The sequence below is a fragment of the Flagellimonas flava genome (assembly GCF_050617915.1).
Taxonomy (GTDB): Bacteria; Bacteroidota; Bacteroidia; order Flavobacteriales; family Flavobacteriaceae; genus Flagellimonas; species Flagellimonas flava_A.
Map to the genome: position 1 here is coordinate 262,465 of NZ_JBODQE010000003.1, position 24,121 is coordinate 286,585.

A 24,121-nucleotide genomic window follows, 5' to 3' on the forward strand; every position below is an offset into this window, starting at 1 on the left:
CTTTCATTTAAACCCTTTAATTTTAAGTATATAAACTGCTACTTTTAACCCTTATTATTTCCGAGCATGTCTTTTTCCCAAAAAATTTTGGATTGGTATCAAATCCACAAGCGTGATCTACCGTGGAGATCTACCGTGGACCCCTATAAAATCTGGATTTCGGAGATTATGCTGCAACAGACCAGGGTGGCCCAGGGCATGCCGTACTATCATAAATTTTTGGAAAATTTTCCCACTGTTCATGACCTGGCGAATGCTTCGGAGGAAAAAGTGTTAAAGTTGTGGCAAGGATTGGGCTACTATTCCAGAGCTCGAAATCTTCATGCCACGGCCAAGATGGTTGTGGATGACCATAAGGGCAATTTTCCAGACACTTACAACGGATTAAAAGCCCTAAAAGGAGTAGGGGATTATACGGCTAGCGCCATAGCTTCCATTTGTTTTGATATTCCCGAACCTGTGGTGGATGGCAATGTGTACAGGGTTTTATCCCGCTATTTTGGAGTGGATTTGCCCATCAACAGCACCCAGGGAGTCAAATACTTTAAAGATTTGGCCCGGGAAGTCATGGATGTCAAGAACATTCGGGATTATAATCAGGGCATCATGGAGTTTGGAGCCATGCAATGTGCTCCCAAGAATCCTGATTGTGAGGGTTGCCCGCTGAATGAAAGTTGCGTGGCTCTAAAAGAAAACAGGGTATTCCAATTGCCAATCAAAATAAACAAGACCAAAGTAAGGCAACGCTATTTTAATTACTTGGTTTATTTGGACGGGAATAAAAGAACAATCTTGGAACAACGCCAGGGGAAAGGCATTTGGCAAAACCTGTATCAATTTCCATTATTGGAAACCGAGGATTTGATTGAGCACAAAGAATTGACCCAAATCCTGAATGGGAAATTGAAGGATGCTGTCAATACAGTTGTCTTGTACAATAAGGAACCCATAGTCCATAAATTATCACACCAGCATTTGCATACCCGATTTTGGATTTTGGAAACGGACGAACTGAATTCCGAGGGAATCCCATGGAAGAAAGTCCACAATTATCCAGTACCGGTTTTGTTGGCAGACTTTATAAAGACATTTAAAATTTAGTACTTTTGATCAATTAAAGAGTTATGAGCGGAACATTAAATAAAGTGATGCTGATCGGGCATTTGGGAGACGAAGTAAAAGTCCATTATTTTGAAGGCGGGGGATGCGTAGGACGCTTCCCGTTGGCTACCAATGAAACCTACACCAACCGCACTACTGGTGAAAAAGTCACCAATACGGATTGGCACAACATTGTAGTACGAAACAAGGCGGCCGAAATTTGCGAAAAGTACTTGAGCAAAGGGGATAAAGTCTATGTGGAAGGCAGATTGAAAAACAGGCAATGGCAAGGAGAAGATGGAAATACCCGATACACTACTGAGGTGCACGTACAGGACTTTACCTTTTTGTCCACCAAAAAGGAAAGCCTGCCTACCGGACAGGCAGGCTTGGAGAACGCCCAGCAAAATCCGCAGATGGCACCACAAACAGCGCCAATGAAATCGGTGGAGCCTGCTCCAGCCGAAGAAACGGATCAGGATGACGATCTGCCGTTCTAACTTTTAGCATAAACCTGTAGAAATTGGATCCCGAGCCCTATTGTTTGGCGTTTTTCTTGACTATCTTTAATGGTATGTTCACCGCGAAAGTGATTGTACTGTTGTTTCTGCTGATATGTTCTGCACTTATTTCCGGTGCAGAAGTGGCCCTGTTTGGACTCTCACAAACAGATTTGAATGAAATGGGGGAATCGGACAGTTCCAGGGACAAACTGATTGTTCGTTTATTGAATAGGCCCAAAAAACTTTTGGCCACCATCCTCATTACCAACAATGCCATTAACATTGGGATTGTGCTTCTATTTAGTTCCATTGGCAATACCATATTTTCCAATGTTAACCAGGTGTTGTTTGGGGTGGTTTCGGTGCGCTTTCTTTTGGAAGTGATTGTGGCCACTTTTCTGATTTTGATGTTTGGGGAAATTCTCCCAAAAATCTATGCCAATCGCAATCGTGTTCAATTTTCCCAGTTCATGTCGGTTCCAATCCGCATTTTGAACACCCTATTTACCCCTTTTAGCGCCCCAATGAGTTCCGCTACAGGTTACCTGCAGGAAAAATTGGGAAGGGAAAAATCCAACCTCAGTGTAGATCATTTATCGCAAGCATTGGAGCTGGCTTCGGAAGGGGATACTACCAAGGAGGAACAAAAGATTTTAGAAGGTATTGTGACCTTTGGAAACACCGATACCAAGCAGGTTATGCGCCCTCGAATTGACATTTTTGCCCTAAATGAGGAGATGAAATTCCCTGAAGTGCTTGAAGAAATCAAGAAAAATGGGTATTCACGGATTCCGGTATTTTCGGAAAATATGGACAACGTATTGGGCGTTTTGTATGTGAAGGACCTTCTTCCCTACATTGATAGGAAGAGTTTTAACTGGATGTCCTTGATTCGGGACCCCTATTTTGTTCCGGAGAACAAAAAACTGGATGATCTTTTATTGGAATTTCAGGATAAAAAGAACCATTTGGCGGTTGTGGTTGATGAATATGGTGGAACATCTGGAATTGTGACCTTGGAAGACATCATTGAGGAAATTGTGGGGGATATCAGTGATGAATTTGATGATGAGGACCTGATTTTTTCCAAATTGGACGATTTCAATTATGTCTTTGATGGAAAAACAACCCTAAAGGATTTTTATAGGGTGGTCAAGATTGAGGATGAAGAGGATTTTGAAAACCAAAAAGGAGAATCGGAGACCATAGCAGGATTTGTGCTGGAGATGTCGGGAAGTTTCCCAAAAAGAGGAGAGAAAGTATGGTTCAAGAACTACCAATTTTTGGTGGAAAGCCTGGATAAGAAAAGATTGAAACGTATAAAAGTTACACTCCCCCATGAAGCATAATTGGCTGGTTTTTTTGGTTGTGTTTTCACTATTGATAGGCTGCAAGGATGATGTTTTGCCCAAACCCAATGCCATGTTGCGCCTTGCATATCCTGAGGCATCCTATGGCCCATCATCCAACGATTGCCACTATACTTTTGACCAAAATACCTTGTCGGTTATCAAAGAAAATAAAGACTGTTCCTTGGTTTTGGATTATCCTGTGATGAATGGTTCTGTATACATAACTTACAAACCTGTTCAGGACAACTTAAAGACCTTGCTTACGGACGCCCAAAAACTATCTTATGAGCATGTGGTAAAGGCGGACAATATCGTGGAACAGCCTTTTATAAACCCAGAAGATAAAGTGTACGGGATGTTCTATGAGGTAAGCGGGAACGCAGCTTCCCAATCACAATTTTATGTGACGGACAGCACCAACCATTTTGTAACGGGTTCCCTGTATTTTTACGCCAAACCCAACTACGACTCCATACTTCCTGCAGCGGTATATCTGCAACAGGATATCCGAAGAATTATGGAAACGCTCCGTTGGAAATAGTCCCTATTCCTTTTTTAAAAGCTCTTCAGCCTTGGCGATACTGGTGTTGATCTGCTCCTTCAGCGCCTTTACTTTGACTTCCTCCTCATGCAACCACTTTTGTTTTTGCTCCGTGAGTTCCTTGCCGTTCAGAATTTCATCGGAATTGAAACGGTCCCCAAATCCCTTCATCCAATCCATCATGGAGTTGTGGGAGGCTTGAAGATCTCGCATTGCGGCTTCATAGGCTTTGCCTGTTTCTGTGGTATCCACTTTGGATTTTAGCTCTCCGACCAATTTCCCTAAGGTGCTCATTTTGGGCATCACCTCATCATGGATGGCCATAACCTGATCCATTTGCGTAACTCCATCTTCACTTTTTTTATCTGATTTGCAGGCAACGATCAATAACAATGCTAGTGTTGCCAAGAAAATATGTTTTTTCATTTATGTCTTTTTTTTCTAAAAATTCTTGATGTAAAAATATGGAAACTTCGCTGGCTCAAGATGACAGATTATCTTAAAATGCAAAAATCATGGCAGATATCCTTTAAAAGATTGTCTGTGGGAATAAACGGGAATTTTAGTACACAAACTCAAGAATGATTTTGGGCTTAGGAGTGGTCTTGAATAAAAAAACGCTCCTGAATTGGAGCGTCTTCTCAAATAATAATTTTTATACCTTTTATTCAAAGTCGGAAGGACTTACACCCTCGTTGACCTTGATTTCCTTGACCACAAACTCAAAATTCTGTGGGCCAAATGTCTGCCGCATACTGAAAGGAAACTTAATTCCCGATACTTCTTGATAATCATCAAATGCCAAAGTATTGGTCATGGCCTGTCCTTGAACATCTTCGATACTCACTTCCTGCAATTTGAGACCAGTCTCCACGTCATAGTAACAATGCTTGTTTTCAGTGATTTTAAGTTTGTACGCCTTTTTATCTCCTACAGCTTCTATTCCTTCTATGGTAATATCGCCAGCTGCGAGATAATTGAGTTCTGGAAAAGCCGCTGATTCCTCTTTGATTCGTTCAATTTCCTCTGGGGTTAGGTCTTTTCGTTGACCTTGGGCCATGGCATATCCTTTGTCACCATCCAATACCTGTTTTTGAACCGAGTTGCCCATAACCTTGATGTCCTGCATAAATTGGTAACTGCTGGTCTTCTTCATTTCAAGTTCCAGGGTCATCCCTTGCATTTCGGCTTCCGCGGTCAAGGCATAGGATTCCACGTTCTCCAATTTGGATTTACCTCCAATGGCCTCCATATATTTTTCCAGGATGGATGTAACCGTTACTCCTTCAGGTAAGGGAGCGGAATAGTCAGGCTTTTCTGTTTTGGATGCGTATGCATCATAATACAGTACAGGCACTTTTTTGCCGTTAAAAGATACATTTTCAAGATTTTCCAGGACTTCACTGCCTTTGCCGGTAACAACAATCCGGGCGTTGCTGGTGGAGAAGTACTTTTGGGCGGCCTTCTGCACATCTTCTATGGTAATAGCATCGATTCGCTCCAAATAAGTTTTATAAAAATCGCCAGGTAAACCCTCTGTCTGGATATTTAAGGCATAATTGGCCACCGTTTCAGGTTTTTCCAATGCCATAACGAAGCTACCGGCATACTTGGCCTTGGCATTGGCCAGTTCCTCCTTGGAAACCGGATGCTTGGCAATACTGTCTATTTCCTTTAGTATTTGTACAACAGAGCTATCAGTAACCGCGTTCCGAACTTGTGCGTAGGCATTAAAACGCATGGGACTGTATTTGTTGGCCCTGATTCCCGAATACGATCCGTAGGTATAAGCCTTATCTTCCCTTAGATTTTTGAACAATCTCGCTTGGGAACCCCCGCCCAGAATTCTGTTGGCGAGAAGTGCGGCCAAATAGTCCTCATCCTTCATCTGAAGCTCGGTAATGTTTTGTACAGCCACTTCCGATTGCACGGCATTGGGCATGTCCACAAAATTGATTTGATTGTATTGGGCATCCGTTGGTTTTGCATAGCTAAACGATGGCGGAGTTGCCTTGGACCAAGGGGTGAAATAGGTAGTCACCAGTTCTTTGGCCGTTTCAAAATCCACATCCCCCAGTATAACCAAATAGGCGTTGGCGGGCACAAAATAGGAGCGATAGTGTTGTTCCACATCCGCCAGGGTCACACTGTTCACCGTGGCTTCCGTGGTAATTTCCCCATACGGGTGGTTTTGACCATAGGCTAGGGCCAATTGAACCCTTGTTGCGATGGCGGATACATCTTTTTCCTCCGATTTGATTCCAGTAAGAATCCGATCTTTTTCCTTGTCAAATTCCTCTTGGGTAAAATTGGGATTCAGGGCAGCATCTGCCATAAGCTCCAGTATTCTTGGAAAGTACTTTGACAAGCAACTCGCCGAGGCACTTTGGTCACCGATACCTATACTCGCACCCAAAAAGTCGACTTCCTCATAGAAATCTTCTTTGGAAATGGTTTTGGATCCTTTTCCCAAAAGACTGGAAGTGAGGTCGGCAACACCGGCCTTTTTTCCTTGCAAAATAGGTGGGTTGTCAATGGTGAGGTGCATGGATACCCTTGGGAGTTTATGGTTTTCAACAACCATCACTTTTAATCCATTGTTCAGCTCAAACCTTGCAGGTTCCTTGAGATTGATCTCTGGAGCTGGCCCAGGTTTGGGAGGGGTGCTGCGATCTATTTGGGCATAGGAAAACACCATGCACATGGACAGTACGGAAAAAACAATATACTTTTTCATTTTAATTGGCATCTTTTTGTTCTGGTAAATACTCTAACTCCACTCTTTGGTTCACCTTAAGGTACTTTTTGGCAACCTCCATAATTTCTTCCCGGGTTATGGAGCGGTAAATTTCAATTTCGGTATTGATTAAATTGGTGTTGTCCCGCAGCATATAGTTTTCGGCCAACGAATTGGCTATTCCGGAAATACTGCTGTTTGCATTGACAAAATTGTTTTCAAACTTGTTCTGGAGTTTCTGATAATCTTTTTCAGAAATCAGCTCGGATTGGATTTTGAGAATTTCGGCATCAATCTCATTTTTAATGTCCTGTATGGAATTCTCCCCAACGGGCAATCCACCAACCACATAGCAACTATAGTCTTCGGCAACTATTGGTACAGAAAAAACCTGTAGCGCTATCTTCTTTTCATCCACCAATTTCTTATAAAGCTTGGAACTTTCCCCATCACTGAGATAGGTAGATATCATGTCAATGACATAGGCATCACGTTCCGTCTGCCCTGGCGTCCTATAGGCCAACAATATGGCGGGAATTTGGATGTTGGGGTCGTAATAAGTTGCCTTTTTGGTATTTACGATGGGATCTTCAACAACTGTATTTCTTTTAATTTCCGCTCCTCTTGGAATGGGGCCAAAATAGTCCAAGATCATTTGTTTTGTTCTGGCAGTTTCAAAATCACCCGCTACCACCAAAACCGCATTGTTGGGCACATAATAGGTTTGATTAAATCGCTTGAAATCATCGAGGGTTGCGCTAGCCAAGTGATCCAAAGATCCAATCACACCCCACCGATACGGATGCTTGGTGTACAGGTTTTTTAGTAGGACTTCAAAGAAAGCCCCGTAAGGTGAATTGTCCACCCTTGTTCTCCGTTCCTCCTGAACCACTTCTTTCTGCGTATCCACCCCAACCTGACCTATAATTGGATGCATTAATCGTTCGGATTCCAGCCAAAGTCCTGTTTCCAAACTGTTAGAGGGAAAGGTTTCGTAATAATAGGTTCGATCAAGAAAGGTGTTGGCGTTTCCACTTCCTCCATTGGAAGCCACGATTTTATCCCATTCACCCCTTTTTATGTTTTTGGTTCCTTCAAACAATAAGTGCTCAAAGAAATGTGCAAACCCGGTTTTCTCTGGGTCTTCATCCTTGGAGCCCACATGGTACATTACGGCGGTAGTTACCACGGGAGCTGAATTATCTTGGTGTAAGATCACATGTAGCCCATTGTCCAGGTCATATTCCTCAAAAGAAACTTGTTGGGCTACCATTAAGTTTCCTGCAGTGAATAGGAACAATGCCAATACAATATGTTGTTTCATATCAAATAGTACGTTTAAGATATTAAAATGATTAGTGCGGAATTTATGATTGATGTTACGTTAAATATAGAATAAAGTTATCAGAAGATCGGGACTCCCAAAGGCTCTTTTAAAAAGAAATTGTGGGATAAGTCGTCAACATTCAGTAATTTAAGGATCCACCCGAAAATTTAGCAAAATGAAAAATCTCACCCTCCCCATCCGGTTTGGCATCGTAACCAGCGCCTGTTTGATGGCGTATTTCCTCATTTTGGCGCTCATGGGAAAGCACACCAATGTATTCTTTAGCCTTTTTAATGGGGTTATTACAGGATTTGGCATTTATGAGACCATCAAATACACCAAAATGCGGGAAGGGAAGTCGTTTACCTATGGTAAAGGATTTACAGCAGGTGTTACAACGGGTTTTATCGCCACCTTGCTGTTCACCATTTTCTTTGCTTTTTATTCCACAGAACTGAGCAGTACTTTTCTAAGTGATCTTTCGGAGGTTTGGTCCAAGGATTACAGCAATTTTGAGGGAATAGTGTTCTTCACTGTGGCTATTATGGGCTTTGCAACAACCTTGGTTCTTACCTTATCGTTTATGCAGTTGTTCAAAACCTCCAACAATCTTAAAAAATAAATGGGGAATTGCCCCAAGATTACTTGTAGATTAAGGATTTAGCAGTATATTTGCACCCGCTAATTTTAGCAACGCGAAAGTAAAATAATCTAATTAACGCATTATGTACGCAATTGTAGAGATGGCAGGGCAGCAATTTAAAGTTGCAAAAGACCAGAAAGTGTACGTTCACCGTTTGCAGACCGAGGAAGGTAAAAAAGTGACTTTTGATAAAGTTCTTCTTTTGGATGACGGAGGTAACGTAACTGTTGGCGCCCCAGTCATAGAAGGTGCGGCTGTTGAAGCCAAAGTAGTTAAGCACCTAAAAGGAGACAAGGTAATCGTCTTTAAAAAGAAAAGACGTAAAGGATACCGTGTTAAAAATGGACACAGACAGTCCTTAACCGAGATCGTTGTGGAAGGGATCATTGCAAAGGGAGCCAAGAAAGCTGCCCCAGCAAAAGCAAAAGAAGAAAAGCCTGCTGCTGAAACCAAAAAAGCTGCGGCAAAAGCAGAAGCTCCAAAAAAAGCCGCTCCAAAGAAAGAAGCTGCTAAGAAGCCCGCAGAGGATTTAAGTTCCAAAACGGTTGCTGAGTTGAAAGAAATGGCCAAAGCAAAAGGAATTGCAGGTATTTCTTCCATGAAAAAAGCGGAATTGATCGAAGCGCTTAACAAATAAGATAAAGAACTAAAATTTATATATCATGGCACATAAGAAAGGTGTAGGTAGTTCAAAAAACGGTAGAGAATCAGAATCGAAACGCCTTGGCGTAAAGATTTTTGGTGGACAGGCCGCTGTTGCCGGTAACATCATTGTTAGACAACGTGGTACCAAGCACAATCCTGGTGAAAATGTATACGCCAGTAAAGACCATACCCTACATGCCAAAGTAGATGGTATTGTTAAGTTTCAGAAAAAAGCAGGCGGAAAATCATTTGTTTCCATAGAGCCTTTTGAAGCATAACACTTTAGGTAATAAAATGTACAAACCCTCACTTTTTTAGTGGGGGTTTTTTGTTAGCCCAGTGTTAAGCCAATTTAAAATGCTTCCCTATAAGCGCTAAACATTACGTATTCTTAAAAATTAGCTAACTGCCTTTTCCAGCTATATCCAATTTCTTTGTGGTCTGAATCAACCACTTAGAAAATGAAGAAGTATTTACAGATTTTTATCCTGATTTTTATTCCCCTATCCTTTTATGCCCAAACGGGAAATATCCAAGGAAACATTTCAGATGATAATGGGATTTATGTACCTGGAGCCAATGTTCTCATTTCGGACTTGGGCAAGGGAGCCATTACAGATTTTGACGGCAAATTCACCCTGGTCAATGTACCCGAGGGAACCCACAACTTGCAAATTTCGTATTTGGGCTATGCCCCTATTCAACAAGAAGTGAACGTGGTAGCTGGTGAAACTACCGTAGTAAGCCTGATCATGAACCCGAGCAATGTTGAATTGCAGGAAGTACAAGTGACCGCCTACGGATTAAGCGGCCAAGCCAAGGCATTAAATACCCAAAAAACCAACTTGAACATCACCAATGTGGTCTCCACAGATCAAATTGGAAAGTTCCCGGATGCCAACATTGGGGACGCCGTTAAGCGAATCCCTGGAATCACCATGCAAGTGGACCAAGGAGAGGCCAGAAATGTAATTGTCCGAGGATTGGCTCCCCAGTTAAATTCCGTAACATTAAACGGTAGCCGAATTCCATCTGCCGAAGGTGACAACCGAAATGTACAGATGGACCTGATTCCTTCGGATATGATCCAAACCATTGAGGTGAATAAAGCCGTGACTCCTGATATGGATGGTGATGCCCTTGGAGGATCGGTCAATTTGGTTACCCGTTCGTCCCCACAGAGTTTCAGGTTGTCTGCAACTTTGGGGTCAGGGGTTAGCCTGATCAATGATGAACCTATATATAATGGTAGTTTTTTATTGGGTGACCGCTCCAAAAACAAAAAATTTGGTTGGATGGTCGCAGCCTCCTATAACAATGTTGATTTTGGTTCCGACAATGTGGAGGCGGAATGGGTCAATGAAGCCGAAAGCCCCTTGACAGAGGAAGATATTGATGTGAATCCTTTTGTGGAGGAATCGGATATCAGAACCTATCTGGTGCAACGTATCCGCAGAAGCTTTTCCGCCAACGTGGATTATGCATTCGATGCCAACAACACCGTTTTCATCAAAACCATGTACAATTGGAGGGATGACCGTGAAAACAGATTTCGTTTGCGCTTTAGAAGCATTGAGCCGATTTTCGCGGATGGAACTGAAAACATTGTGGGTTACGAAGGCGAAATCCGAAGACAGACCAAAGGGGGAATTCCTGGAGGTAGAATCAAAAACACGCGTTTGGAAGACCAACGCATGCAGAACTATAGCGTGGGGGGCAACCATTTGTTTGGCAGCCTAAAAATGGATTGGATGGGATCTTATGCCAAGGCATCCGAAGAACGTCCCAACGAAAGATATGCCGAATATGAAATTGGGGATGCCATTGGAATCAATGCAGATTTGAACAATCCTAGATATCCGTCTTTTAGGCCCTCTAACGCTGCGGATGCTACCTTGGCCAATTTTGAATTGAAAGAGTTTACCGAAGAAAACCAGTTTACGGAAGAAGAAGATGTTAACGCCTTCTTGAACTTTGAATTGCCCTTGGACATTTTTGGAGCTGGGGATGGAACCCTGAAGTTTGGCGGAAGATATAAGTCCAAAAATAAAGTACGTGACAATGATTTTACAGAAGCTGAACCCATCAGTGGGTTTGAAAGCTTGGCCGATGTGGAAACAAGGGACTATTCCAAATCCGATTTCTTGGCAGGAAGCCAATATGCTGCTGGCAATTTCGTTTCCCCGGAATTTTTGGGCGACCTAAATTTTTCGGATAATACACTATTTGACACCACCGCGGTTCAGGATGAGTTTTTGGCCGGAAATTATGATGTGGATGAAAAAGTTTACGCTGGTTATGTGATGACCAACCAAAAATTGTCGGATAAGTTGTCCATGTTGGCAGGTCTTCGTGTGGAAAACACCAAAATCAACAGTTTGGGCAATGAGGTTATTTTTGATGATGAGGGCGACTTTGACAGCTTTAACCAGATCAGGGATGAAAGTTCCTATACCAACTTCTTGCCAGGCGTGCACTTCAAATACAACCCAAGCAACAACACCGTATTGCGTTTTGCGTGGACCAACACTATTGCCAGACCCAACTATGTGGATTTGGTACCCTTCCGTAATGTGATCAATGAGGATGAGGAAGTAGAGACCGGAAATGCCGAGTTGGATCCTACCACCTCCATGAACTTTGATTTGATGGCCGAACACTACTTTGAGTCAGTAGGGATTATATCTGGAGGGATCTTTTACAAAGACATCCAAGATTTCATCTATGTCTCCCTGTCTGAGGATACGGCTACTGGATTTGATCTTTTTCAACCTTTGAATGGGGATAGTGCTTCCATATTTGGGGCCGAAATTGCTTTCCAGAGACAATTGGATTTCTTGCCAGGTTTTGCCAAAAACTTTAGCATCTATCTTAATTATACCTTATTGACTTCTTCTACGGATGGCATCCGAAACGGAGATGAAATTCGTGAGGATATTGACCTGCCGGGAACGGCACCCAACATGTTCAATGGATCTTTGGGATATGCCGATAAAAAATTCAGTATTCGTTTGTCCACCAACTTCTCGGATGCTTATATAGATGAACTGGGCGGCAATTCATTTGAGGATAGATACTACGATAAACAGTTCTTTGTGGACTTGAACGCTTCATTTACCATTAACAAAAACCTGCGACTATACGCAGATTTGAACAATCTTACCAATCAACCTTTGCGCTACTATCAAGGTGTTGAAAACCGTACGCAACAGGTAGAGTTTTATGAAAAACGATTGACGTTTGGATTGAAATATGACTTGTTCAAAAAATAACCTACCAAAGTAAATGTCTTTAAGGCCGCCCTTTGGGCGGCTTTTGTCTTAATTTGTTTCTATGAAGTTCAATATTCTTTCAATTCTTTTGATCTTGACTTTTGTGGCCTGTTCCACCAAAAGCAATTTACCACCTCTAGAACCTGATGTAATCACAGAAGCCACTGTCAATGATACAGATGACCCGGCTATTTGGGTAAATCCGCAGGATGCATCCAAAAGCATTGTTTTTGGAACAGATAAAGAAACCAACGGAGGTATTTATGCCTTTGATTTGGATGGGAAGATCATCAAGGATAAATCCATTTTGAATATTCAAAGACCCAATAATGTGGACGTGGAATATGGCTTAAAACTCAATGATTCCACTTTGGTTGACATTTTGGCTTTTACCGAAAGGGAAAAACAGCAGATAAGGGTGTTCTCGGTTCCTGATATGACCCCATTGGATGGGGGAGGTTTTCCCGTTTTTGAGGATGCCAACACATTTGATGAAAAACTGCCCATGGGCATAAGTCTGTATAAATCTCCAGTGGATGCTACCGTGTATGCCGTGGTAGGAAGAAAAACAGGCCCAAGCGATGGATACCTCTATCAATATGCATTGGAGACTACCAATGGCAGTGTTAAAGCAAGCTTGGCCCGAAAGTTTGGCAAGTTCAGTGGACAAAAAGAGATTGAGGCCATAGCTGTGGATGATGAACTTGGATACATTTATTATTCGGACGAAGGGGTTTGTATCAGAAAGTACCATGCAGAACCCAACAAGGGAAATGAGGAATTGTCCTGTTTTGGCGGGCAACTTTTCTTGGAGGATATTGAAGGTATTGCTATAGCAAAATATTCAAATGGTGAGGGTTACTTGATCGTCTCCAACCAGCAGTTGGGAGAATTCAACATTTTTTCCAGAAAAGACAATTCGTTTATAAAGGCAGTCAACTTGACGACCCTGGAAACTGATGGTTGCGATGTGGTTACGGTTCCATTAAACGAAAACTTTCCTAAAGGATTGTTTGTGTCCATGAATGATGAACGCAACTTTTACTATCACGATTTATCCCGATTTTTGGAAATCCCTGAATAAGATTAAAACTGGAGCTTTCGCTTCCGAGCGCTAATTTCCCAGGAATCCACTTTTTGTCCACCATCAATAACCGAGACCTCGTCATGAAGGTTGATGGTTGGACAAATGTGGTAGGGCACCCCGTAAAGTACATCCCCTATATGAAATTGATCCCAATCAGAAACCTTGATCACGCCATGCTCCTCACTTTGAGAAAGCAGTTGATAATCGCTTAGATTAAGGAATTTAATGCGCTTGTCAATGGGATTTTCAGGAGCTACGGATTTATGTCCCATATCCACCGTGATGATTCCCTCCGTAGGTTTGGAAATAATTCGGGTAACCACAAGGGCGGCATATTTGAACTCCTGTTCTTGAAGCTTTTCGGAATAGCCTAGATCCCAAAGCACACAGGTTCCCGGACTGGTAATTCTACTTTTGTCCAGAAGATGGGAGGTGAAGGAAGGGGTACCTCCACAAATCATTTTAAGCTTGGGATTTTCTTGCTTCAAGGTTTCAAAATAATTGGAAACTTCTTCCAGTCCTGTTTCAATTTTTTGGTTTCGTCGGTTAAAATCAACATCTCTTAAATGCCCATCGTACACATGTAAGCCCGTAAAATGAAGAGAAGCGCAAGATGAAATAAACGCAGCCAATTCCAACAAATTTTGACCAGCCTCTATTCCAGAACGATTCATACCGTTGTTCACATCAATGTATATATGGGCGCTTATCCCTTTTTTGGTAGCTTCCTCGTTCAAGATTTTAGCAGTTTCAATGGAGTCCAGGATAGTAGAGAACCTCGTATTGGGGAAATGGAGGCTCAAGTCCAAAAAACGGCTCACTTTGGGTCCAACCAATTGATGCGCAATCAAAACGGACTTTGCCCCGACCTCTGCCGCAATTTCCGCTTCGGAAATGGTGGAGGCCTTAAAATTGGTAATGTTGGATGCCAGCAGCATTTTCATCACTTCCGGCATTTTATTCGTTTTGATATGCGGCATAAGCCTGTCCGTTTGGCCATCTACCAAAGAGACCATGTGACCAATATTAAACTGTAAATTTTGTTTATATAAAGCAATGGAGGGGGAATCTACCGTGTTGACATTTGTTATTTCGAACCAATGTTCATTCATGGGCTTAACTTGTTTTCTATGCATTTTTAATGATGTCCCTGACAATTTTTAAATGATGTCGGGTATGGATTTTTAGAAACCGAATACTTTGTTTTTTATTGATAACGCTAAAATAGGGATGCTCAAAATGGGCATTTTCATCCAAACCCTGGATTGTTATCAAGCCTACTTTGGCAGCGTCAATTTGAAGATGGAGATCCTCGGTCAGAATAACATCCGGAGGTCTTACCACCCTAGGGGATTTGGCTACCCCTCTAGGGAAATCGCCCCAAGCGTAGATGACTGTCCTGGTAAAATTAAAATTGGATTTATATTCCTCTGGCTTTGAAGCCTCCAAAGATTTGCAGATCACAATAACCGTTTTTAGCATATGGTCCAAATGCCAAGCAACATCCACTTTGGACACTTTGGGATTTATGGCATCCCTATGTGAAATGTAAGATGCTATTTTGGAAAATTCCGGATCTAAAAAAGACAAGTGCGACTTTTTATCTGCAGCCAAAAGGGCAAATTAAACAATGTCATAAAGCTAGGAAATTCCATCAAGCAAAATGGAAACTGTAATCCTTTTGGAGCAAATCTTTTGTAGATTTAGAAACGTTAACTATAAAATTTTTTATCATGAAGAAAGTCATTAGTTGTTTAATGTTGTCGTGTGCCATTTTGTTTTCCAGTTGTTTGGGCTCTTTCAGGGCCTTCAATAATTTGAAAGATTGGAACCAGGGCCTTACCGATAGCAAGTTTCTGGATAACCTCATTTTCTGGGGGTTGAACATTGTACCTGTGTATGGGTTGTTTTTCTTGGGGGACGCCCTTATTTTCAATGTTATTGAGTTCTGGTCGGGATCTAATCCCATTGCTATGAAAGATGGGGAGTCGGAGACCCAAATGGTGGAACACGATGGAAACACCTTTAAAATGGTAGCCACCAAAAATAGAATTCAGGTTACGGTTGTGGAAGGGCCTAAAAAAGGCAAGAAAATTGATTTGGTGTACAAACCTGATGAAAAATCTTGGAATGCCATTAGACCCAATGGTGAGGTGATTAGATTGTCCTCGTTTGAGGAAGGGTTCTACATTGTGTACATGCCAGATGGCACCCAGGTCAAGATAAATCCGTTGGATTCAAGGGAAGAGGGCTTGGCAATTTTGAAAGAGAACAAGCTCTGTTATTATTCCGAGGGAATGTTGGCAGAAGCCAACTAAGAATGATAAAAGAACCCCATGGTTTACCATGGGGTTTTTCAACACTAAAACTGAAAACGATAACCAAAATCCGGGAAGAAACCTATTTGGTCCTCTCGATCAATATTGTTGGTTAGTCTGTTGTATCTTCTGGAAAAGATGTTGTTTTTGTTGGTGACGTTCTGCATGTCCACATAAAACTGGTGCGACTGCTTTTTACTTTTGCTGTTTATCTTAAGCCCCAGCTTTACATCCCACCTAAAATAGCTGTCGTATTGTTGACTGTAGGCCAAATCATCAAATAATACCTCATAACCCATATTCCTGGAGGCTTCCAGATCTATTGGGGTATAATATCTTCCTCCTGAATAGGTAATTCGGGTATCTGCAAAGAATTTGTTCTTTTTGGATTTACCAACAGCCCATTCCTTACCCCCCAGCAAATTCACAACCTGCCCATTGTTGAAAGGAGAGTTACGTTCTATACCATCACTACCGGTGTATTTACTTTGGTAGAACGAGGAGGTCAGTAGCACATAGTAATCCTGACTAAAGAACTTTTCCAAAGTCAGCTCAACACCCTGGTTGAATGCAGTTCCGTTGTTGACCAGGTCAATGGCATCTGTGCTAAATCCAAAATCGGCCCCCTCGGTCAGGGTGGAGTAGCTGGAGGCAAATCGGTCCACAGGAACGTTATCAATGTCTTGATAATAAGCTTCCAGTTTGGCGCGCCATTTATCCCCTAATTTTACATCATATCCAAAGACGTAATGTGCACTTCTCACAAATTCCAAATCCCTGTTGGATTGTACTGGGGTACCATTGATCTCTTCATTCAAAAACAAAATAGGCGTTGGATTGTTTTGGGAATGCAAGCCATAGCCCAAACTGAATCGGTGCTTGTCATTGGCCTCAAAACTAAGTCCGGCCCTTGGTTCCATTACAAATTGCTTGTTCAGGTCACTGTATAGTCCATGCACGCCAGCATTCAAGGTAAGTTTCTTGGACAGTCGAAATTGACCTTGGGCAAAAGGTTGATATAAGGCCAGGCTTTCATCCATTTCTATCAAGGTTACCAAATCGGAAAAGCCATCTCCATCCAAATCAGCTTGCTCCTCACGATCTTGATTGCTGTAATCCAAAGCAAGGTTTTCGTATTGGAGGCCAGTTCTGAAGGTTATCTTGTTATTGATTTTGGAGTTGAATAGTGTGGAAAATGTAAACCGATTTTCCTTTTCGTCATCTTTAGTATACAGCAGAAGGGTTTCTTGTGGGGTGTCCTTCTCAAAATAACGATCGGCAGTATACTTACTTGAAGAAGTGGAAAAACCAGCAACGGTTCTTAAGTAAGACTTTTTCCCAAAGGGAATGGTGTGTTTAACTCCGATGACCCCAAAACCGGATTCCACATAGGCATCCTCGTCTTCTGCTGCAAATAGGTCGTCCGCTTCAATATTGTCACCCAAAAATTCAATATCCGAAGTTCCCCCAATACCAAACAGGGATAAACTTCCCAATTTGCCTTTTCCAAAGTTCAGATTGAAGGAGAAATCCCCATAATTTGGGTTAGCGGAGGTACCCGCCCCGGCTGACCCGATCAAACCGACAAGCGAATACCTTCCTGCAACCAAAAAAGAACCTTTATCACCCAAAGGGCCCTCTGCTGTGGCTTCCACCCCGGAAAACGCACCTACCTGGGCCGCAAACTCATAGTCGTCCGTATTCCCATTTCGCAAGCCAATGTCAAAAACCCCACCTATGGCATTGCCATATTCCGCTGGGAACGCCGAAGTAATAAAATCCGAATTTTTGAGCATATTGGGATTCAAGGCGGATACCGGGCCACCGGTTGTTCCGGCGGAGGAATAGTGATTGGGATTGGGAACTGGAATCCCTTCAATACGCCAAAGCAGTCCGGTGGGGGAATTTCCACGGATAATGATATCGTTTCTACTGTCATCTGGTGCAGAGACCCCGGCAAAATTGGCGGCCAATCTGCCGATGTCTCCCCGACCGCCAGAAAAACGACCCACTTCCTCAATACCAAATTGTCTGGCAGATACTGTGGCCATTTTGTTTTTAGGTTTGTCCAAGTTGGAGTTTGAGGTCACCACCACTTCGGTCAGGGTGTTGAAACTTTCGGTCAGGGTAATGTTCAACTGTACATCCTTGCCCGTGGTCACCTCAATATTGGGCACATAGGAATTCTCGTAGCCTAAATAACTTATTCGGATGCTTTGCCTGCCAATGGGAACATCCTTTAGGGTAAATCGACCGTCTAAATCGGTAATTACGCCTGTAGCAACATCCACATTGAGAAGCTCTATGGTGGCCCCTTCCAATGGGTTTTCGGATTGTTTGTCCAAAACAACTCCTTTAATAACTCCTGTTTGCGCAAATGCCAAGGAAGAGATCATCAGCGCTAGGGCCAAAATGGTTTTTTTCATGATGGGTTTATTTTTTTGTTTCTCCGAAAGTCTTGGAATCCTTTGGATTGTCTGGTGGCAGAATGGGTGAATTGCTTATTTGCTTCCTGAACTGATATTCTGTCCCTTAAGGCTCATTGGAAAGGTTTGGATCCCCCATTTGGCCAAATAAGTCCAGTTCCTGACAATTCAATGGGATTATTGACGGTTCAATGGGTTGATTTCGGTGGGAAGCCCCATGCATGTGTATCTTTACGCCAAGATGATTTTACGTTGAAGAAAAAGGCGATATATAAAATACTGTTTCGGTTGTTGGTGATCAATGTGGTCTTTTTTCTGGTAAAGACAACCATGGAGCATGATGATGATGCTGTTGGGGGATTGTTCAATCCCACGAGTATTTTCTATTATGTAACTGCATTTTTCCTTTTCATGTTTACTTGGGAGACCAATGATTGGCTCCTCAGAAAACAACGATTGAAAGGCGGGCTTGATTTTAGAAGTAGTTTGATCATCATTGGAAAAAACATGGCATTGTTGGCCCCAGTAACTGCTTTGATTTATTATTTGGGCTTGTTTGTCTTTAGGGAGCGTTGGGGGATTATTTGTGATGACCCTCCGCCAGTAGAGTTTGTTACGGATTTCTTTAGGGCCACTTTACTGGGCTTGACCGTGATTTTCTTTAATATGTTCCATTTTTCCATGACCCAAAGGGAAGAGCTTGCCAAACAGATGGAAGACCTGAAGCGGGAAATGTTGGCCTCAAAATACAGTTCGTTGAAGAACCAGATAAGCCCCCATTTTCTGTTCAACAGTTTAAATACGCTTACTTCTTTGATGTACGAGGACCGGGACTTGGCTTCGGACTTTGTGACCCGGTTGGCATCCAGCTATCGCTACATTTTGGATAATCGGGAACAAGATCTGGTAAGCTTAAAAAAAGAGTTGGGCTTTTTGGATGCCTTTGTCTTTATGATGAACGTAAGACATCGGGATGCGGTGGTCATCAAATCGGAAATCCAAAAGTCATCTGAGCAATTTCTTATACCCACCTTATCGGTTCAAATGTTGGTGGAAAATGCACTGAAGCATAACTACTACAGCAAGGAAAAACCTTTGGAAATCCAGATTTCAACTATTGGTAATGATGCCTTGGCGGTTAGGAACAACCTTAGAAAAAGAAAGCTAAAGGAAGAAACCACCCAATTGGGATTGAAAAACATTAAAAAGCGATATTCTTACTATACCAATAAACAGGTTTTGGTCCGAGAGGAAGAAAACTTCTTTGAAGTGATCATTCCCTTGTTGGATAAGGAAGTTACCGACATGAATCTGATAGCTATATCTTAATATGAAGGCAGTAATCGTAGAAGACGAGGAATTTGCAGCCAAAAGATTGACCAAGTTGGTGGGAGAGCTGGCCCCTGAGATTGAAATCTTGGCCAACATCAACTCTGTGGAAACCGGAACCCGATGGTTTAAATCAAACGCACTCCCCGACCTGGTCTTTTTGGACATTCAGCTCAACGACGGCTACGGATTTGACATTTTAGATGGTGTGGACGATCATCCGCCGGTAATTTTTACTACCGCCTATAATGAGTTTGCCATCCGTGGCTTTAAATACAATGGGGTGGATTATTTACTAAAGCCCATTGTTAAGTCCGACTTGAAAACGGCCTTGGAGAAGTTCAAAAAAAATGTGACCCAAAATGGTCGAGGCTCCACGGAGAATCTTGAACATCTTAAACAATTATTTCATAAGGAGTACAAGCATCGGTTTATGGTCAAGGTGGGCAATCAGTTTAGGTCATTTAATGTGGAGGATATTGCCTTTTTCAAATCGCACGAGGGGATGATATGTTTGTATACCCATGGCGGGCAGAGTTATCCTATTGAATACACCATAGACCAGCTGGAAAACATATTGAATCCCATTCATTTTTTTAGGATCAACCGCAAATTTATGGTCTCAGTGAGGGCAGTGGTTGAAATTCATAGTTACTTTAACAGTCGCTTGCTGCTAAAACTTCTTCCAAAGGAAGAAGAACAGGTAATTGTGTCCAGGGAACGGACCACCAACTTTAAAAAGTGGTTGGATATGTAACAAATCACCCTTACAGGAGACATATCAGCATTTGAGCGCTTTTCTAACTATATTCGCTTATCATTAATCTTAAAAACGTAAAAGGATGAAAAGGTTTCTTACACTGATGGTTTTGTCAGGACTGGCCATGTCTTGCAAAACCAAGAATATATCAAATGATTTAGCAACCCAAAATCCCATCACGGCCCAATTGGATTTGGTGAACCTAGAGAACGATAAAGTTCAGGTTACCATTAACCCAGGAAGGTTTATTAGTGATACAGTGGTCTACAGATTGCCAAGAGTGGTTCAAGGAACCTATGCGGTCTCCGATTTTGGAAAATATATTGAGGGACTGAAAGGGATGGACTATGATGGCAATGAAGTGGCAGCAACAAAACAAGACACGAATACCTGGGTGTTCCCCAACGCTCAAAACCTTGACAAAATAATCTATTGGGTCAACGATACATTTGACCAAGAAATTGAAGGAGGCATAGGAGATGAGGTGCCATTTTCACCCTCAGGGACAAACATTGAACCGAAACAGGTAATGCTCAACCTTCATGGCTTTGTGGGTTATTTTGATTCCCTTAAAAACAATGCCTACCAAATTGGAATTACCGCTCCCGATACGTTTAATTATACGTCGCCATTACAGGAAATCAACACCTCCAAAAGTGAGGATGGCAAGAACGCAACCTCTGTTTTTTATGCCAATCGCTACTTTGAGGTGACAGATAATCCCATGATGTATGGAGAAACTGAAGTAGAGGAATTTATGGTTGGGGGCATTAAAATTGTATTGAGTGTTTTTTCTCCCAATAAGGTTCATACGGCCAAAGAGATAAAGGAAACGGTATACAAAATGATGCTGGCCCAGAAAGAGTATTTGGGAGATTTGGACAGTACCCCCCGTTATGATGTTCTACTGTACCTCTCAGATACTGAAAAAGAAGATTCTCCAAAAGGATTTGGAGCTTTGGAACACCATACCTCAACCGTGGTTGTGCTTCCTGAAAATATGCAACCAGAGGCTTTGGCGGAGTCCATGATAGATGTTGTGGCGCACGAGTTTTTCCATATCGTCACTCCTTTGTCCGTACATTCTGAGGATGTCCATTACTTTGATTACAACGAACCTACTTTTAGCAAGCATTTATGGCTTTATGAAGGGGTAACCGAATATTTTGCGCAGCATTTCCAGGTGTACGAAGGTTTAATTGACGAGCCTGAGTACTTTTCCAGAACGACCCAAAAAATTAACGGCTCCCGATCCAGTTATGATGATTCCATGAGTTTTACCCAAATGAGTGAAAACATATTGGAAAGCCCGTACAAAGAAAATTATGCCAATGTGTATCTGAAAGGAGCGCTTATAGGCATGTGTGTTGATATTTTAATGCGGGAAAACAGTAAAGGTCAGCGAAGTCTTCGCTCCCTTATGGCAGAACTATCCGCAAAATATGGAAAAAATAGGCCTTTTGTAGACGATAACTTGGTCGCTGAAATTACGGCAATGACATATCCAGCGGTTGGAGAATTCTTGACCACTCATGTGAAGGGCACAACGCCCATTGATTATGATGCATTCTTTGAGAAGGTTGGACTACACTTTGGAGAAGCCAAGGTTGAGACCAACTATATTCAAAATGCAGGAAACTTGATTGTTGGGGCCGACCGTGAAAAGGGTGGAATCAAGTTTAATGATTTGGTAACGAACAACAGTTTCTGGACTGAGAATGGGGCACAACCTAATGATTTGTTTAAATCAATCAATGGTACCGAGGTGAATTTGGCCAATGCAAACCAAGTTTTTGGCGAGGTGTTTTCGTGGAAACCCGGTAAAGAGATAGAAGTGGTGCTATTGCGGGAAGGAGAGGAAGTTTTGATCAACACAACCACCACACCCTCTTATACCAAAGCCAAAACATTGTTGGAAAACCCAGAAGCAACGGCATCCCAAAAAGAACTTAGGAATGCTTGGTTAAAGGGATAGGAACAATTAACAAGATAAAAAAGGCCCCGATATCTGTCGGGGCCTTTTTTTTGACGATACCTAAAAAAATCTAGTATCTATAATAATCTGGTTTATAGGGGCCTTGTACCGTAACACCGATGTACTCGGCTTGATCTTCCCTAAGTTCGGTAAGCTCCGCTCCCAATCTTGATAGGTGCAGCTTGGCTACTTTTTCATCCAAGTGCTTCGGTAACATATATACCTCATTGCCATATTTGTCGCTATGTTTCCACAACTCAATTTGGGCCAAGGTCTGGTTGGTAAACGAATTGCTCATTACAAAACTTGGATGTCCAGTTGCACATCCCAAGTTGACCAATCTTCCCTCCGCCAAAACAATGACGTCCTTACCATCAATGGTATACTTATCCACCTGGGGCTTTATTTCATCTTTGGTATTACCGTAGGCACCATTCAACCAGGCCATGTCGATCTCGTTGTCAAAGTGTCCAATATTGCACACAATGGCCTTATCCTTCAAAGCACGGAAATGCTCTTCACGGATGATGTCCTTGTTTCCTGTGGTGGTAATCACAACATCGGCGTTACCTACAACAGTTTCCAATTTCTTCACCTCGTATCCGTCCATACAAGCTTGTAGGGCACAGATGGGGTCAATTTCCGTAACGGTAACAATGGCTCCGGCACCTCTAAAAGAGGCTGCAGTTCCTTTACCTACATCACCATAACCGGCAACAACAACACGTTTCCCCGCCAACATGGTATCCGTGGCTCTTCGGATGGCATCCACCGCACTCTCGCGGCAGCCATATTTATTATCAAATTTTGACTTGGTCACAGAATCGTTCACGTTGATGGCTGGCATGGGAAGGGTTCCGTTTTTGACCCGTTCGTAAAGGCGATGTACTCCAGTTGTAGTTTCTTCAGAAAGACCCTTTACTCCAGCAGCCAATTCCGGATATTGATCCAAAACCATATTGGTTAAATCCCCACCATCATCCAAGATCATGTTCAAGGGCTGTCTGTCCTCGCCAAAAAACAGGGTTTGTTCTATACACCAGTCAAACTCTTCTTCGTTCATGCCCTTCCAAGCATAAACGGGAATTCCGGCAGCTGCAATGGCTGCGGCTGCGTGATCCTGGGTCGAGAAAATATTACAGGAGCTCCAGGTCACATCGGCACCCAATTCAACCAAGGTCTCTATCAAAACAGCAGTTTGGATGGTCATGTGCAGGCATCCCGCTATGCGGGCACCTTTTAACGGTTGCTCATCCTTGTATTCTTCACGCAACGCCATAAGACCAGGCATTTCCGCCTCTGCAAGTTCAATTTCTTTTCGCCCCCAATCCGCAAGCGAAATGTCTTTTACCTTAAAGGGTACATAGGGAATTGTCTTTGTGCTCATCTTTTATTTTAATTAACTTTATGTAGCTTAGCTCTAACAGTCAGCAAAGATACGAATCACCTAACTAATAGTCGTGCCATTATACAAAACCATACCTATTTCGCCAACTACATCCGTATATGTTTGGAAGGTCACCGAACCGGAAGATGAACTTTCCAAAGGCATTGAACTTACCCCGCATTGCCAAAAAAGGATAGAAGGGATGAAGTCGGAGCTTCATCGCAGGGCTTTTTGGAGTATCAGGCATTTAATGGCAGAAGCGGGATATGTGGACAACGACATGTTCTACGACGATTTTGGAAAGCCTCACCTACACGATGGAAACCATATTTCCATTACGCATTCCCGTAATTTCACAGGCATTATACTAAGCAAAACGGACGAGGTAGGAATCGATATTGAAATGCAACGGGAAAAGATTCTTAGGATAGCCCATAAATTTACACCCCTGGAAGAATACCGCACCTTGGCCAATACCGAGGCCATTATTAGAAAACTGACCATTGTTTGGGGTGCCAAGGAATCCCTATACAAGATTTATGCAGAACAGGGACTTAGCTTTCTTAGGCATATAGATGTGATGGATTTTGCCTTTGATGACAAACGCACGGTAGCCCAAATTGCTTACAAGGGTAAAAAATCCCACTACGGAGTCGAGTTTTTGGAGTTTGAAGGTTTCACTTGTGTATTTGCACACAAAATGATGGGTAACTGATAG

21 protein-coding genes are annotated in these 24,121 nt (G+C 42.4%); 14 read left to right on the forward strand and 7 right to left on the reverse strand.

The genetic code is table 11. From position 1 onward, the window contains the following. Window positions 1–66: 66 nt before the first annotated feature. The 4 genes from mutY (at window position 67) to gldD (ending at window position 3,497) form a co-directional block, all read left to right on the forward strand. Entirely contained in the window at window positions 67–1,101 is a 1,035-nt protein-coding gene (gene mutY / locus ACRHOZ_RS09745) for an A/G-specific adenine glycosylase (RefSeq protein WP_431125129.1), read from the forward strand. Window positions 1,102–1,124: 23 nt separating this feature from the next. After that, window positions 1,125–1,601, forward strand: coding sequence for a single-stranded DNA-binding protein (locus ACRHOZ_RS09750; protein ID WP_431125131.1), 477 nt, complete (start codon window positions 1,125–1,127; stop codon window positions 1,599–1,601). 74 nt (window positions 1,602–1,675) lie between these two features. Further along, window positions 1,676–2,953 (forward strand): gliding motility-associated protein GldE, encoded by a 1,278-nt coding sequence (locus ACRHOZ_RS09755; protein ID WP_431125133.1) that lies wholly within the window; start codon window positions 1,676–1,678, stop codon window positions 2,951–2,953. Then, entirely contained in the window at window positions 2,943–3,497 is a 555-nt protein-coding gene (gene gldD / locus ACRHOZ_RS09760) for a gliding motility lipoprotein GldD (protein ID WP_431125135.1), read from the forward strand. Before ACRHOZ_RS09755 ends, gldD begins: the two co-directional genes overlap by 11 nt. Window positions 3,498–3,500: 3 nt before the next feature. Here gldD and ACRHOZ_RS09765 read toward each other — a convergent pair whose 3' ends face one another. From ACRHOZ_RS09765 to ACRHOZ_RS09775, 3 genes are all read right to left on the reverse strand, one after another. Further along, the gene (locus ACRHOZ_RS09765) at window positions 3,501–3,923 is read right to left on the reverse strand and encodes a hypothetical protein (RefSeq protein ID WP_431125137.1); all 423 of its coding nucleotides are present in this window, start codon (window positions 3,921–3,923) and stop codon (window positions 3,501–3,503) included. A gap of 238 nt (window positions 3,924–4,161) precedes the next feature. Then, window positions 4,162–6,234 (reverse strand): M16 family metallopeptidase, encoded by a 2,073-nt coding sequence (locus ACRHOZ_RS09770; RefSeq protein WP_431125139.1) that lies wholly within the window; start codon window positions 6,232–6,234, stop codon window positions 4,162–4,164. A gap of 1 nt (window position 6,235) precedes the next feature. After that, on the reverse strand, window positions 6,236–7,558 hold the full coding sequence (locus ACRHOZ_RS09775; RefSeq protein ID WP_431125141.1) for a M16 family metallopeptidase: 1,323 nt from the start codon (window positions 7,556–7,558) through the stop codon (window positions 6,236–6,238). A 178-nt stretch (window positions 7,559–7,736) separates the two neighbouring features. Between ACRHOZ_RS09775 and ACRHOZ_RS09780 the strand changes: the two genes are divergently transcribed. The 5 genes from ACRHOZ_RS09780 (at window position 7,737) to ACRHOZ_RS09800 (ending at window position 13,205) form a co-directional block, all read left to right on the forward strand. Further along, window positions 7,737–8,183, forward strand: a complete 447-nt coding sequence (locus tag ACRHOZ_RS09780; protein WP_422349301.1) for a DUF4199 domain-containing protein — start codon at window positions 7,737–7,739, stop codon at window positions 8,181–8,183. Window positions 8,184–8,286: 103 nt separating this feature from the next. Further along, a complete protein-coding gene (rplU, locus tag ACRHOZ_RS09785; RefSeq protein ID WP_431125143.1) occupies window positions 8,287–8,841 on the forward strand; it encodes a 50S ribosomal protein L21 in 555 nt (184 codons plus the stop codon). Between the two features lie 25 nt (window positions 8,842–8,866). Then, window positions 8,867–9,127, forward strand: a complete 261-nt coding sequence (gene rpmA, locus ACRHOZ_RS09790) for a 50S ribosomal protein L27 (protein WP_138837476.1) — start codon at window positions 8,867–8,869, stop codon at window positions 9,125–9,127. Between the two features lie 183 nt (window positions 9,128–9,310). Beyond that, the gene (locus ACRHOZ_RS09795; protein ID WP_431125145.1) at window positions 9,311–12,121 is read left to right on the forward strand and encodes a TonB-dependent receptor; all 2,811 of its coding nucleotides are present in this window, start codon (window positions 9,311–9,313) and stop codon (window positions 12,119–12,121) included. 61 nt (window positions 12,122–12,182) lie between these two features. Further along, entirely contained in the window at window positions 12,183–13,205 is a 1,023-nt protein-coding gene (locus ACRHOZ_RS09800) for a phytase (protein WP_431125147.1), read from the forward strand. 2 nt (window positions 13,206–13,207) lie between these two features. Here ACRHOZ_RS09800 and ACRHOZ_RS09805 read toward each other — a convergent pair whose 3' ends face one another. Beyond that, a complete protein-coding gene (locus ACRHOZ_RS09805; protein ID WP_431125149.1) occupies window positions 13,208–14,344 on the reverse strand; it encodes a D-TA family PLP-dependent enzyme in 1,137 nt (378 codons plus the stop codon). Further along, window positions 14,337–14,822 (reverse strand): DUF1569 domain-containing protein, encoded by a 486-nt coding sequence (locus ACRHOZ_RS09810; RefSeq protein WP_431125151.1) that lies wholly within the window; start codon window positions 14,820–14,822, stop codon window positions 14,337–14,339. The genes ACRHOZ_RS09805 and ACRHOZ_RS09810 overlap by 8 nt, the downstream gene beginning before the upstream one ends. 119 nt (window positions 14,823–14,941) lie before the next feature. On the opposite strand from ACRHOZ_RS09810, the gene ACRHOZ_RS09815 reads away from it, so the two are divergent. Next, on the forward strand, window positions 14,942–15,526 hold the full coding sequence (locus ACRHOZ_RS09815; protein ID WP_431125153.1) for a DUF3332 domain-containing protein: 585 nt from the start codon (window positions 14,942–14,944) through the stop codon (window positions 15,524–15,526). A 44-nt stretch (window positions 15,527–15,570) separates the two neighbouring features. Here the strand turns inward: ACRHOZ_RS09815 and ACRHOZ_RS09820 are convergent, their stop codons facing one another. Next, window positions 15,571–17,952, reverse strand: a complete 2,382-nt coding sequence (locus tag ACRHOZ_RS09820) for a TonB-dependent receptor (protein ID WP_431125155.1) — start codon at window positions 17,950–17,952, stop codon at window positions 15,571–15,573. 252 nt (window positions 17,953–18,204) lie between these two features. Between ACRHOZ_RS09820 and ACRHOZ_RS09825 the strand changes: the two genes are divergently transcribed. From ACRHOZ_RS09825 to ACRHOZ_RS09835, 3 genes are all read left to right on the forward strand, one after another. Then, window positions 18,205–19,281: a sensor histidine kinase gene (locus tag ACRHOZ_RS09825; RefSeq protein WP_431125157.1), complete on the forward strand. Its 1,077-nt coding sequence runs from the start codon at window positions 18,205–18,207 to the stop codon at window positions 19,279–19,281. A 1-nt stretch (window position 19,282) separates the two neighbouring features. Beyond that, window positions 19,283–20,038 carry a LytR/AlgR family response regulator transcription factor gene (locus ACRHOZ_RS09830; protein ID WP_431125159.1) on the forward strand — a complete coding sequence of 252 codons (756 nt, stop codon included), beginning with the start codon at window positions 19,283–19,285 and terminating at the stop codon, window positions 20,036–20,038. An 85-nt stretch (window positions 20,039–20,123) separates the two neighbouring features. Further along, window positions 20,124–22,016 carry a peptidase M61 gene (locus tag ACRHOZ_RS09835; protein ID WP_431125161.1) on the forward strand — a complete coding sequence of 631 codons (1,893 nt, stop codon included), beginning with the start codon at window positions 20,124–20,126 and terminating at the stop codon, window positions 22,014–22,016. Window positions 22,017–22,086: 70 nt separating this feature from the next. Here the strand turns inward: ACRHOZ_RS09835 and ahcY are convergent, their stop codons facing one another. After that, a complete protein-coding gene (gene ahcY, locus ACRHOZ_RS09840) occupies window positions 22,087–23,403 on the reverse strand; it encodes an adenosylhomocysteinase (protein WP_431125163.1) in 1,317 nt (438 codons plus the stop codon). 73 nt (window positions 23,404–23,476) lie between these two features. On the opposite strand from ahcY, the gene ACRHOZ_RS09845 reads away from it, so the two are divergent. Continuing rightward, window positions 23,477–24,118, forward strand: coding sequence for a 4'-phosphopantetheinyl transferase family protein (locus tag ACRHOZ_RS09845; RefSeq protein WP_431125165.1), 642 nt, complete (start codon window positions 23,477–23,479; stop codon window positions 24,116–24,118). Window positions 24,119–24,121 lie beyond the last annotated feature (3 nt).

What these genes read in the sequence shown, in the direction of transcription:
- mutY (WP_431125129.1), top strand. Translation starts at nt 67, where the DNA reads ATGTCTTTTTCCCAAAAAATTTTGGATTGGTATCAAATCCACAAGCGT.
- ACRHOZ_RS09750 (WP_431125131.1), top strand. Translation starts at nt 1,125, where the DNA reads ATGAGCGGAACATTAAATAAAGTGATGCTGATCGGGCATTTGGGAGAC.
- ACRHOZ_RS09755 (WP_431125133.1), top strand. Translation starts at nt 1,676, where the DNA reads ATGTTCACCGCGAAAGTGATTGTACTGTTGTTTCTGCTGATATGTTCT.
- gldD (WP_431125135.1), top strand. Translation starts at nt 2,943, where the DNA reads ATGAAGCATAATTGGCTGGTTTTTTTGGTTGTGTTTTCACTATTGATA.
- ACRHOZ_RS09765 (WP_431125137.1), bottom strand. Translation starts at nt 3,923, where the DNA reads ATGAAAAAACATATTTTCTTGGCAACACTAGCATTGTTATTGATCGTT.
- ACRHOZ_RS09770 (WP_431125139.1), bottom strand. Translation starts at nt 6,234, where the DNA reads ATGAAAAAGTATATTGTTTTTTCCGTACTGTCCATGTGCATGGTGTTT.
- ACRHOZ_RS09775 (WP_431125141.1), bottom strand. Translation starts at nt 7,558, where the DNA reads ATGAAACAACATATTGTATTGGCATTGTTCCTATTCACTGCAGGAAAC.
- ACRHOZ_RS09780 (WP_422349301.1), top strand. Translation starts at nt 7,737, where the DNA reads ATGAAAAATCTCACCCTCCCCATCCGGTTTGGCATCGTAACCAGCGCC.
- rplU (WP_431125143.1), top strand. Translation starts at nt 8,287, where the DNA reads ATGTACGCAATTGTAGAGATGGCAGGGCAGCAATTTAAAGTTGCAAAA.
- rpmA (WP_138837476.1), top strand. Translation starts at nt 8,867, where the DNA reads ATGGCACATAAGAAAGGTGTAGGTAGTTCAAAAAACGGTAGAGAATCA.
- ACRHOZ_RS09795 (WP_431125145.1), top strand. Translation starts at nt 9,311, where the DNA reads ATGAAGAAGTATTTACAGATTTTTATCCTGATTTTTATTCCCCTATCC.
- ACRHOZ_RS09800 (WP_431125147.1), top strand. Translation starts at nt 12,183, where the DNA reads ATGAAGTTCAATATTCTTTCAATTCTTTTGATCTTGACTTTTGTGGCC.
- ACRHOZ_RS09805 (WP_431125149.1), bottom strand. Translation starts at nt 14,344, where the DNA reads ATGCATAGAAAACAAGTTAAGCCCATGAATGAACATTGGTTCGAAATA.
- ACRHOZ_RS09815 (WP_431125153.1), top strand. Translation starts at nt 14,942, where the DNA reads ATGAAGAAAGTCATTAGTTGTTTAATGTTGTCGTGTGCCATTTTGTTT.
- ACRHOZ_RS09820 (WP_431125155.1), bottom strand. Translation starts at nt 17,952, where the DNA reads ATGAAAAAAACCATTTTGGCCCTAGCGCTGATGATCTCTTCCTTGGCA.
- ACRHOZ_RS09830 (WP_431125159.1), top strand. Translation starts at nt 19,283, where the DNA reads ATGAAGGCAGTAATCGTAGAAGACGAGGAATTTGCAGCCAAAAGATTG.
- ACRHOZ_RS09835 (WP_431125161.1), top strand. Translation starts at nt 20,124, where the DNA reads ATGAAAAGGTTTCTTACACTGATGGTTTTGTCAGGACTGGCCATGTCT.
- ahcY (WP_431125163.1), bottom strand. Translation starts at nt 23,403, where the DNA reads ATGAGCACAAAGACAATTCCCTATGTACCCTTTAAGGTAAAAGACATT.